The 256-nt window shown below is 48.8% G+C and carries 1 protein-coding gene; it reads left to right on the top strand.

What is annotated here, in order from left to right; translation table 11 throughout:
* Nucleotides 1-11: 11 nt before the first annotated feature.
* On the top strand, nucleotides 12-256 hold a 245-nt coding region (locus SB765_RS31475), incomplete at its 3' end, for a hypothetical protein (protein ID WP_410932738.1).

Below are 256 nucleotides of genomic sequence, written 5' to 3'. Positions count from 1 at the left end.
ATCGAAATGTCATGGCGATGACGTCTTCGCCAGACCTGAAGGAGTTGGGGCTATTTTCGGTTTCCTTGTCGAAAGACGACACATTCAAGGTTAAATTTGAGTTAGATAAAAATCTTGGATCATGGCTGGACGGTCTATTTGTTGCGAAAGATGCCGACGAGTTCGGCATGTATCGTTTCGAGTTCGAATTGTCTACCGACGGTTTCGCCTGGCGCTATCAGTTTTCCCCCATGCCCGCCATGCTTGCGGACTTCGG

This window comes from Pseudomonas sp. SIMBA_067 (assembly GCF_046534675.1).
Taxonomy (GTDB): Bacteria; Pseudomonadota; Gammaproteobacteria; order Pseudomonadales; family Pseudomonadaceae; genus Aquipseudomonas; species Aquipseudomonas putida.
This window is presented reverse-complemented; position numbering and strand designations above follow the sequence as displayed.